General features: G+C 64.0%; 9 protein-coding genes and 1 pseudogene. 8 read left to right on the top strand and 2 right to left on the bottom strand.

All coding sequences use genetic code 11. The annotated features are described in order from the left end of the window. Positions 1 to 180 precede the first annotated feature (180 nt). The 8 genes from EN745_RS22110 (at position 181) to EN745_RS22075 (ending at position 8,069) form a co-directional block, all read left to right on the top strand. Positions 181 to 1,338 carry a D-alanyl-D-alanine carboxypeptidase family protein gene (locus EN745_RS22110; protein ID WP_127422249.1) on the top strand — a complete coding sequence of 386 codons (1,158 nt, stop codon included), beginning with the start codon at positions 181 to 183 and terminating at the stop codon, positions 1,336 to 1,338. Positions 1,339 to 1,401: 63 nt separating this feature from the next. Then, positions 1,402 to 2,076, top strand: coding sequence for a dTMP kinase (gene tmk / locus EN745_RS22105; RefSeq protein WP_126054596.1), 675 nt, complete (start codon positions 1,402 to 1,404; stop codon positions 2,074 to 2,076). Then, complete coding sequence (locus EN745_RS22100) at positions 2,073 to 3,128, top strand: DNA polymerase III subunit delta' (protein ID WP_126054597.1); 1,056 nt, start codon at positions 2,073 to 2,075, stop codon at positions 3,126 to 3,128. The genes tmk and EN745_RS22100 overlap by 4 nt, the downstream gene beginning before the upstream one ends. Positions 3,129 to 3,211: 83 nt before the next feature. Then, positions 3,212 to 4,762, top strand: a complete 1,551-nt coding sequence (metG, locus tag EN745_RS22095; protein ID WP_126054598.1) for a methionine--tRNA ligase — start codon at positions 3,212 to 3,214, stop codon at positions 4,760 to 4,762. Next, on the top strand, positions 4,762 to 5,556 hold the full coding sequence (locus EN745_RS22090; RefSeq protein ID WP_126054599.1) for a TatD family hydrolase: 795 nt from the start codon (positions 4,762 to 4,764) through the stop codon (positions 5,554 to 5,556). The genes metG and EN745_RS22090 overlap by 1 nt, the downstream gene beginning before the upstream one ends. Positions 5,557 to 5,559: 3 nt before the next feature. Further along, positions 5,560 to 6,378, top strand: coding sequence for an MBL fold metallo-hydrolase (locus EN745_RS22085; RefSeq protein WP_127422248.1), 819 nt, complete (start codon positions 5,560 to 5,562; stop codon positions 6,376 to 6,378). Positions 6,379 to 6,409: 31 nt separating this feature from the next. Beyond that, entirely contained in the window at positions 6,410 to 7,174 is a 765-nt protein-coding gene (locus EN745_RS22080) for an alpha/beta hydrolase (RefSeq protein WP_126054601.1), read from the top strand. Between the two features lie 55 nt (positions 7,175 to 7,229). Beyond that, positions 7,230 to 8,069 carry an agmatinase gene (locus EN745_RS22075; RefSeq protein WP_245487787.1) on the top strand — a complete coding sequence of 280 codons (840 nt, stop codon included), beginning with the start codon at positions 7,230 to 7,232 and terminating at the stop codon, positions 8,067 to 8,069. A 16-nt stretch (positions 8,070 to 8,085) separates the two neighbouring features. Here EN745_RS22075 and EN745_RS22070 read toward each other — a convergent pair. Both EN745_RS22070 and EN745_RS22065 read right to left on the bottom strand, forming a co-directional pair. Further along, positions 8,086 to 8,963, bottom strand: a pseudogene (locus EN745_RS22070) (aldose 1-epimerase family protein). Between the two features lie 168 nt (positions 8,964 to 9,131). After that, the gene (locus tag EN745_RS22065; protein WP_127422246.1) at positions 9,132 to 9,848 is read right to left on the bottom strand and encodes a Bax inhibitor-1/YccA family protein; all 717 of its coding nucleotides are present in this window, start codon (positions 9,846 to 9,848) and stop codon (positions 9,132 to 9,134) included. Positions 9,849 to 9,864: the final 16 nt, after the last annotated feature.

Below are 9,864 nucleotides of genomic sequence, written 5' to 3'. Positions count from 1 at the left end.
GTCAACGTCTATCCGGACGGCCATGGCAGCGTCGATGACGTGCTGAAGGCGGCCTGGTCGCACGGCGCGCCGGACGCGCTTGTCGTGCGCGACTGATCTATTTCGATCGCACGGTTGATCCGCCGGAAAAAAGCCTGATAGCTTTGCCCCTGCCAATACCGGCTAACGGGTCGAGCCCTTATGCAGTTTCGCCTTTTTCCGCCCCTCGCTGGGCTTTGCCTGTTGCTGCTTTCCCTGATCCCGGCCAACGCACAGCTTTTCGAAACCAAGGCGGCGCAAGCCTTCATGATCGATGCCGACACCGGCACCGTGCTGTTCGCCAAGGATGCCGACAAGCCCATCCCGCCGGCCTCGATGGCCAAGCTGATGACGATGGAAGTGGTCTTCAACGCCATCAAGTCCGGCCGCATGACGATCAACGACACGTTCCTGGTCAGCGAGAACGCCTGGCGCACCGGCGGCGCGCCGTCCGGCACATCGACCATGTTCGCCAAGCTCAAATCGCCGGTTCGCGCCGAGGACCTGATCCAAGGCGTGACGGTGCAGGCCGCCAATGACGGCTGCATCGTGCTGGCCGAGGGCATGGCCGGCTCGGAGGCCAATTTCGCCGTGCAGATGACCGAGCGCGCCCGCGAACTCGGCCTGCAGAAATCGACCTTCGTGAACGCCACCGGCCTGCCGGCAGACGGCCAGCAGACGACGGTTCGGGAGCTTGCGCAGCTGGCGCTGCATATCTGGCGCGACTACCCCGATTTCTATCGCTACTACGGCCAGGCGGATTTCACCTGGAACAAGATCACCCAGAAGAATCGAAACCCGCTATTGGCCATGGGCATCGAGGCCGATGGCTTCGTCGCCGGCATGAGCGAGGCGGCTGGCTTCGGCATTGTCGGCTCGGTCAGCCACAACGGTACCCGCGTCATCGTCGCGATGAGCGGGCTGGCGAGTGATCGCGAACGCTCCGAGGAGGCGCGCAAGCTGCTCGACTGGGGCGTCCGCTCATTCCAGAAGACCGAGATCTTTGCCAAGGACGAGGTGGTCGGCGAGGCCCAAGTGTTCGGCGGCGCCAAATCCGGCGTGGCGCTCAAGGCGAAAGGACCGATCGATATTTTCCTGCCGATCGCCAACCGCGACAAGCTGACCGCAAGAATCGTCTATGACGGGCCGGTCTCGGCGCCTGTGGAGGAGGGGCAGCCGGTGGGCAAGCTGCGCGTCTGGATCGGCGACACGCTGAGCCAGGAGACGCCGCTTTTCGCCGCCGAAACGGTCGGCGTCGGCACGCTGCCGCAGCGCGCGCTCGATGCCGCCAAGGAACTGGCCGTCGGCTGGCTGCGTTAGCGCATAGACCTTTTATCGGACGAGGGCTATGACAGCGTCCAGCATGGGCAGAGGCTTTTTCCGGTGACGAGCGGATTTTTCATCACCTTCGAAGGCGGCGAGGGGGCAGGCAAGTCGACGCAGATCGAGCGGCTGGCAAAGCGGATGCGCGCCAAGAAATATGACGTCCTCGTCACCCGCGAGCCCGGCGGCTCGCCGGGCGCCGAGGCGGTGCGGCATGTGCTGCTTTCCGGCGCCGCCGAGCCCTTCGGCCCCAAGATGGAGGCGCTGCTGTTCGCCGCCGCCCGTTCCGACCATGTCGAGCAGGTCATCCGGCCGGCGGTCGAGCGCGGGTCGATCGTGCTCTGCGACCGCTTCATCGATTCCTCGCGTGTCTACCAGGGCGTCACTGGTGGTCTCGATCCAGCCTTCATGGCGACGCTGGAAGAGGTCGCCATCAACGGCATGGTGCCCGACATGACGCTGATCTTCGACATCGATCCCATCGAGGGCCTGCGGCGCGCCACCGCCCGCCGCGGCGCCAATGACGGCCCCGACCGCTTCGAGAAGGAAACGCTCGATATCCATCGCCGCCGGCGCGAGGCCTTTCTCGCCATCGCCGAGGCCGAGCCAGAGCGTTGCATAGTCGTCGACGCCTCCGCCGACCCAGAGACGGTTGAGAATGTCGTCACCGCCGCCGTCTTCGCGGCGCTGGAGACGATAACGCCGGCCGAGAAGCGGCAGACAGCGACGGCATGATCTTCGAACGCATCGCCCCCGAGCAGCACGACACGCTGGACGGCGTGCCGGAACCGTCCGAGACGGCTCGCCTTGTCGGCCACCATCAGGCGGCATCCATGCTCGTGGCGGCCTATCGCGCCGGCAAGCTGCCGCACGCATTGATCCTTGCCGGGCCGGTCGGCATCGGCAAGGCGACGCTGGCCTTTCACCTTGCGCATCATCTCCTAAGGCATCCGGCCTTCGAGCGGGCGCCGGAGACGATCGCCCAACCTGACCCGGCCTCATCCTTGTTTCGCCAGATCGCCACGGGGGCGCATCCTTCGGTGCTGCACCTGACCCGGCCGGCCAACGACAAGACCAAGAGCTTCAAGACGGTCGTCACCGTGGACGAGATCCGCAAGGTCAGCCGCTTCCTGTCGATGACCTCGCACGACGGCAGCTACCGCATCGTTATCGTCGACCCGGCCGACGACATGAACACCAATGCCGCCAATGCCTTGCTGAAGAATCTGGAGGAGCCGCCGGCGCGCACGCTGTTCATCCTGATCGTGCATGCGCCGGGCAGCCTTTTGCCGACCATCCGGTCGCGCTGCCAGATGGTGCGGCTGACGCCGCTCGGCGACGAGGAGTTGATGACCGTTCTGCAAGGCATCGAGCCGCCGCCACCCGAGGAGCCGGCTGCGCGCGCGGCACTTGCGGAGCGGGCAGGCGGCAGCGCCCGCAACGCGATCCTTCTGACCCAATATGGCGGGCTGGAGATCGCGGCCGCGCTCGACGCCCTGGTTGCGGCGAGGAAGGGCGACGTCGCCGGCGCCCACCGGCTTGCCGAGGCGGTTGCCGGCCGCGACCAGGCGATCCAGTTCGACATCTTCAACCGACACGCGCTTGACCTGTTGTCCTCACGCGCCAGCGAGGCGGCACTCGCCGGCGATCTGGCGCGGGCCAAAGCCCTGTCCGAAGCTTGGCAGGAAGCCCAGAACGCTATATCTGAGACCGAGACCTACAATCTCGACAAGAAGCAGCACGCTCTGATCATGATCGACCGCCTGAATTCTGCGATGCGAATGTGATGGCCCGCTCGGGATGGCAATCGCCATGCCGATAGGATATCCACCCCCACAACTCACATTCAGACTTTCATGACGGTTCATTCATGTCACGCGACACATTCTACATCACGACCGCGATATCCTACCCGAACGGCAAGCCGCATATCGGCCATGCCTACGAGCTGATCGCCACCGACGCGCTCGCCCGCTTCCAGCGCCTTGATGGCAAGCAGGTCTTCTTCCTCACCGGCACCGACGAGCACGGCATCAAGATGCTGCAGACGGCGCGCAAGGATGGCCTCTCGCCGCGCGAACTCGCCGACCGCAACTCGGCCGAATTCAGGCGCATGGCGGCGGTGCTCAACGCCTCCAATGATGATTTCATCCGCACCACCGAGGAGCGCCACTACGCGTCCTCGCAGGCGATCTGGAAGGCGATGGCCGCCAATGGCGATATCTACAAGGGCGGCTATGCCGGCTGGTATTCGGTGCGCGACGAGGCCTATTACGGCGAGGAGGAGACCGAGGTTCGGGCCGACAACGTCCGCTACGGGCCGCAGGGGACGCCGGTCGAATGGGTCGAGGAAGAGAGCTATTTCTTCCGGCTTTCGGCCTATCAGGACAAGCTCACAGCGCTTTACGAAAGCCAGCCCGACTTCATCGGCCCCGCAGAGCGGCGCAACGAGGTGATGAGTTTCGTCAAGTCGGGGCTGAAGGACCTGTCGGTCTCGCGCACCACTTTCGACTGGGGCGTGCCGGTGCCCGGCGACGAGAAGCACGTGATGTATGTGTGGGTCGACGCCTTGACCAACTACATCACCGGCCTCGGCTATCCCGATGAAAACGCTGAGAATTGGAAATTCTGGCCGGCGGATGCGCACATCATCGGCAAGGACATCGTGCGCTTCCATGCCGTCTATTGGCCGGCCTTCCTGATGTCGGCGGGAATCCCGCTGCCCAAGCGCGTCTTCGGCCACGGCTTCCTGTTCAACCGCGGCGAGAAGATGTCGAAGTCGGTCGGCAACGTCATCGACCCGTTCACCATGGCCGAGCACTACGGCGTCGACCAGGTGCGCTATTTCTTCCTGCGCGAGGTGCCATTCGGACAGGACGGCAACTACAGCCATGAAGCGATCGTCAACCGCACCAACGCGGATCTCGCCAACGGGCTCGGCAATCTGGCGCAGCGCTCGCTGTCGATGATCGCCAAGAACTGCGGCGGCGTGGTGCCGAAGCGCGGCGAATTGACGGAGGCCGACGGCGCCATCCTCGATCAGGCGGTCGAAGCGCTGGCGACGGCACGCAAGGCGATGGCGGAGCAGGGCATCCATCTGGCGCTGGCGGCGATTTTCGGCGTGGTGGCGGAAGCCGATCGCTATTTTGCTTCCCAGGAACCCTGGGCGCTGCGGAAAACCGATCCCGTGCGCATGGAGACGGTGCTGTGGACAACGGCAGAACTCGTCCGGCGGGTGACGGTGCTGTGCCAGCCCTTCATTCCGGGATCTGCCGCGAAGCTGCTCGACCTGCTGGCGGTACCGGCGGACAAGCGCAATTTCGAGCATGTCCATGCCGACCATGCGCTGGTGCCGGGCACGGCCCTGCCGGCGCCCGAGGGCGTGTTCCCGCGTTATGTCGAGCAGGATGCCAAAGCCTGATGCTGGTCGACAGTCATTGCCATCTCGACTTTCCGGACTTCGCCGAGGAGCGGGCGGCCATCGTCGCCCGCGCCCTCGCGGCCGGCATCGGCCGCATGGTGACGATCTCGACACGTGTGAGGCGGTTTCAGCAAATACTTGAAATTGCTGAGACTTTTGATGAGGTCTATTGCTCGGTCGGCACCCATCCACACAATGCGGCGGAAGAACTCGACGTGACCGCCGACGAGCTGGTGCGCCTTTCCGCGCACCCAAAGGTGGTGGCGATCGGCGAGGCCGGGCTCGACTATTTCTACGACCGCGCCCCGCGCGATGCGCAGGCGCAAGGTTTTCGCACTCATATCGCGGCGGCGCGCCAGACCGGCCTGCCGCTGGTCATCCATTCTCGCGATGCCGACGACGACATGGCCGCGATCCTCGAAGACGAGACAGGGAAGGGCGCTTTCCCCTTCATTCTGCATTGTTTTTCGTCGGGGCGCAGGCTGGCCGAGGTCGGCGTCGCGCTTGGCGGCTACGTCTCGTTCTCCGGCATCCTGACCTTCAAGAACTCGACCGATTTGCGCGCCATCGCCGCCAACGTGCCGCGTGACCGGCTGCTGGTCGAAACCGATGCGCCTTATCTCGCGCCGATCCCGTTTCGCGGCAAGCGCAACGAGCCGGCCTATGTCGCCAACACCGCCAGGGTGCTGGCCGAGACGATCGGCGTCGGCGAGGCCGAGATCGCCGATATCACCACGGACAATGTCTTCCGGCTGTTCCGGAAGATGCCGCGCCCCGACGCGCCGGGCGCCTGAGGCATGAGCGACCGGCTGCGCCTCACCATCCTCGGCTGCGGCTCGTCGCCCGGCACGCCGCGCATCACCGGCGACTGGGGCGATTGCGATCCCGCCAATCCCAGGAACCGGCGCATGCGCGCGGCCGCGCTGGTCGAGCGGGTCGCGGCGAACGGTGGCCGCACAACGGTCGTCATCGACACCGGGCCGGATTTCCGCGAGCAGATGCTTCTGGCGTCCGTCAAACGCATCGACGCGGTCGTCTACACGCATCCGCATGCCGACCATATCCACGGTATCGATGACCTGCGCGGCTATGTGCTGGAACAGCGCCACTTGATTGACATCCACGCCGACCAGCCGACGATGCGGCGCCTGCGTGAGGCGTTCAGCTATTGTTTCGAGACGCCGCCGGGCAGCTCGTACCCGCCGATCGTCAGGCCGCATCTCATCGACCACGCCAGGCCGGTGGTGATCGAAGGCGAGGGGGGGCCCCTCACCCTCGAGCCGCTGCCGCAAATCCATGGCGACATCATCTCGCTTGGCTTCCGCGCCGGCGGGCTCGCCTATTGCCCTGACATCAGCGACTTCCCCGACGCCACCGCCGAGCGGCTGCGCGATCTCGATATGCTGGTGATCGACGCGCTGCAGTACAACACCCATCCGAGCCATCTGTCGCTCGGCCAGGCGCTCGGCTGGATCGACAGATTGGCGCCGAAAAACGCCGTGCTGACGCACATGCATGTGCCGCTCGACTATGCCAAGGTGATGGCCGAGACGCCGGATCATATCGTGCCGGCATATGACGGCATGGCGATTGAAATTACTTACGAATCCGAATGATAGGTGACGTCTTTCATAGAGGCTGTGAGCCATGAAGTCGTTCAAACTGCCCAGAGATCAAGGAAACCTGCTCTATCATGATATCCTGGGCGCCGGTGTCCCGCTAATTTTCGTTCATGGCCTTGGTTGCGCTTCTTCCTGCGACTATCCGCGCGTCGCCTGCGATGCTGCGCTGATGGGCAAGCGAATGGTGCTGGTCGATCTGCTTGGATTTGGTTTCAGCGACCGGCCGGCTGACTTCAGCTATACGATCGATGATCAGGCGCGGATTTTGGTGGAACTTATCAATGAGTTGGCCCCCGAGAGGCTGGATCTATTCGGCCACAGCATGGGCGGTTCCATTGCTATCGTTGCTGCAAGCCTGATTGGCGATCGCGTCCGGAACCTCGTTTTGAGCGAGCCCAATCTCGATCCAGGTGGAGGCTTCTTCAGCGGGAAAGTCGCCGGCATGGACGAGGTCGACTACGTGGCCCATGGCCACGAGGATTTGGTGAGAATGTCCAAAGCGGACGGCAATGGCATCTGGGCAGCTTCGTTGTCGGTCAGCGCCCCATATGCCGTTCATCGGGCAGCAACATCACTGATCGTCGGCAGCAATCCGTCCTGGCGTGAATTGCTTGTTGGGATGACGATGCCAAGGACTGTTATCTTCGGTGAAGAGTCCTTGCCGGACGAAGATACCCAACGTCTGTCCCAACTGGGAATCAACGTCTGTGTCGTGCCGCAAGCCGGACATGCCATGGCCTGTCAAAACCCGGCGGGGTTGGCGAAAGCGTTGCGGCAATCGACCTCCTGATCGGCGCATCGCCCTAAGTATCAGTTCCATAATCTATCTTATGCGACTTTCTGATGTGTATCTCGGAGATGGCGAAACGCCATGTTATCCGGTCCCGCTCGCCAACCGTACGGAGCTGTTGCGCATCCGCGCGGCGAGCCAGGACGACGCCCGTCTGGTCGGGCACTGGGATTTCGATCTCGGCGGCCCGCTGTTCGACGGCAAGCCGGCCTGCTGCGTCGACGCCGGCAACATCTTGACCACCATGCGTGACAATGCTGGAAACCGGGCGCGGATCGAGGTCAAGACACGCGAGGTCCTGGCTTTGCCGGCCGTGCCGATCCTGCTGGGCGGTGACGATTCTGTGCCCATTCCCTTTCTCGCCGGTTTTGCCGACCACAGGCCGGTCTGGGTCCTTCAGATCGACGCCCACATCGACTGGCGCGACGAGGTCGACGGCGAACGCTACGGCTATTCGAATCCGATGCGCCGGGTGAGCGAGATGGCGCATGTCGCCGGCATGGTGCAGGTCGGCATCCGCGGTGTCGGCAGCGCCGGCCTCGCCGAGATCGAAGCGGCGCAGCGCTTTGGCAGCCGTTTCGTGACCGTCCGCGAGGTTCACGCCCAAGGCATCGACGCCGCTCTGCGGCATATTCCAGAGGGAGCACGGGTCGTCATCACCCTCGACTGCGACGGCCTCGACCCCTCCATCATGCCGGGCGTGGCTGCACGGTCGCCTGGCGGCCTCACCTACACGCAGGTGATCGACCTGATCGCGGGCCTCGGCAGACGGGCCGGGATCGCAGGATTCGACCTAGTCGAACTCTACCCTCCCGCCGACATTGACGGCCTGTCGGCGCTGACTGCGGCGCGCCTTCTCGTCAATGTGATCGGCGCCATCGTCCGGCAGGTTTGAAAACTCGCGGCGGGCTTCACATCGTCAGCAGGTCGACCTGATAGCTGAGGGTTCGCTTGGCACCCGGCTCGATCAGCATCACGCCCGGTTTGTCGGTGAACTCATCATCGAAATCGATCGGGCTAGCGATGCCATGCCACGGCTCGATGCACAGGAACGGCGCCCCGCCCGGTTTGGACCAGATGCCCAGTTCGTTAAACCCCTGCCAAGACATTTCGATCGCTGGCCCGCGCTCTGCGGCATAGCGCACGCTGGGGCTGGCCGGGCGATCCAGGATAACGGCGTCGTCGTCGAAGAGCCGCTCGGTGAGCGCGAGCGTCCTGCCTTCGATTGGCGTGGGCTGGAGCGTTGGCAATAACAGGCCGTCCTTCAGGCGGCGGATCGGCGAGGATTCATTATCGGCAAAGGTTAGCCGATAGGCTTGCTTGGTCTGATCCGGACTAGCGGCCAGTTGAATGCCGGATGCGCCCCGACCGAGGCCGGCAACAACTCGTCGCCTGTGTTTGTGACCTCGAAGCTCACGCCAAGCCGGCGAGGGCCGACGCTGTAGGTGATGGCGAGGCGAAAGGCGAATGGATAGCGAGCTCGCGTCTCGGCGTCGTCAGTCAGGACCAGCGTGCAGGAAGAAGCCCCCTGCTCCGCCCAGGCGAACCGCCTGTCGCGGGCAAAGCCATGTTGCGTCATCGCATAGCTTTGCCCACGATGGCGCAACTGGCCGCCTTTCAACCGGCCGACGATCGGAAACAGCACCGGCGAGTGACGCCGCCATTCCGGGCCGGCTTGCCACAAAAGCTCTGTGCCCTCGGCATTGCGCAAGGAAACCAGTTCGGCCCCCTGCCCGACTATCGTCGCCGAGATGCCGTCACCATGAAGCGTCAGGCTGTCCTGTTCCATATGTCCTCGCGGCTGGCTGGCATGGCCGGCAGGCTACCAAAGGCCTTCGGTGAAACTCAAGAGCCGACGCTGTCGCGATTTCACGCCGGCCACCGTCCGAACGAAACGTGGCCGGAGGTTTCCCTCCGGCCACGACCAGGCTCGCAGTGTTGCCTGCTACGGTCCGGTCTATTCGCGTTCGCCAGTGAAGTTCAGCAGCAGCTGGAAGATGTTGACGAAGTTCAGATAGAGCGAGAAGGCGCCGAAGACGGCGAGCTTCTGCCGCGATTCCGCGTCGAAATTCTCGGCGTACTGCTCCTTGATTGTCTGCGTGTCCCAGGCGGTGAGCCCGATGAACACGGCGATGCCGATCACCGAGATGGCGAACTGCAGCGCGGTCGAGCCGAGGAACAGGTTGACGAGGCTGGCGATCACCACGCCGATCAGGCCCATGATCAGGAACGACGAGAACTGCGTCAGGTCGCGCTTTGTCGTATAGCCGTAAAGGCTTGTCGCGCCGAACATGCTGGCGGCGATGAAGAAGGTGCGCGCGATGCTGGTGCCGGTGAAGACCAGGAATACCGAAGCCAGCGACAGGCCCATGACGGCGCAGAAGGCCCAGAACATCGCCTGCGCGCTAGCCGCCGACATGGTCTGCATGCGGAACGAGAACAACAGCACGAAGGCGAGCGGCGCCAGCATCACCACCCATTTCAACGGGCTGGAGAAGATCGGCACGTAGAGCGCCGGCGTCGAGGCCACGGCGAAGGCGATGGCGCCGGTGACGACGAGGCCAAGGCCCATATAGTTGTAGACGCGCAGCATGTGCTGGCGCAGGCCCTCGTCGTAGAGGGCGCCGGCTCGGGCGCCGCTGCCCACGCGATATCCCAGATTGGGGGTATTCATCATCGGTCTCCTTGGT

Source organism: Mesorhizobium sp. M4A.F.Ca.ET.022.05.2.1, assembly GCF_003998845.1.
Lineage (GTDB): Bacteria > Pseudomonadota > Alphaproteobacteria > Rhizobiales > Rhizobiaceae > Mesorhizobium.
Note: the sequence above shows the minus strand (reverse complement) of the source record. Positions and strands in the feature narration are given on the sequence as shown.

Coding starts and splice junctions, on each gene's coding strand:
- EN745_RS22110 (WP_127422249.1), top strand. CDS start 181: ATGCAGTTTCGCCTTTTTCCGCCCCTCGCTGGGCTTTGCCTGTTGCTG.
- EN745_RS22100 (WP_126054597.1), top strand. CDS start 2,073: ATGATCTTCGAACGCATCGCCCCCGAGCAGCACGACACGCTGGACGGC.
- metG (WP_126054598.1), top strand. CDS start 3,212: ATGTCACGCGACACATTCTACATCACGACCGCGATATCCTACCCGAAC.
- EN745_RS22090 (WP_126054599.1), top strand. CDS start 4,762: ATGCTGGTCGACAGTCATTGCCATCTCGACTTTCCGGACTTCGCCGAG.
- EN745_RS22085 (WP_127422248.1), top strand. CDS start 5,560: ATGAGCGACCGGCTGCGCCTCACCATCCTCGGCTGCGGCTCGTCGCCC.
- EN745_RS22080 (WP_126054601.1), top strand. CDS start 6,410: ATGAAGTCGTTCAAACTGCCCAGAGATCAAGGAAACCTGCTCTATCAT.
- EN745_RS22065 (WP_127422246.1), bottom strand. CDS start 9,848: ATGAATACCCCCAATCTGGGATATCGCGTGGGCAGCGGCGCCCGAGCC.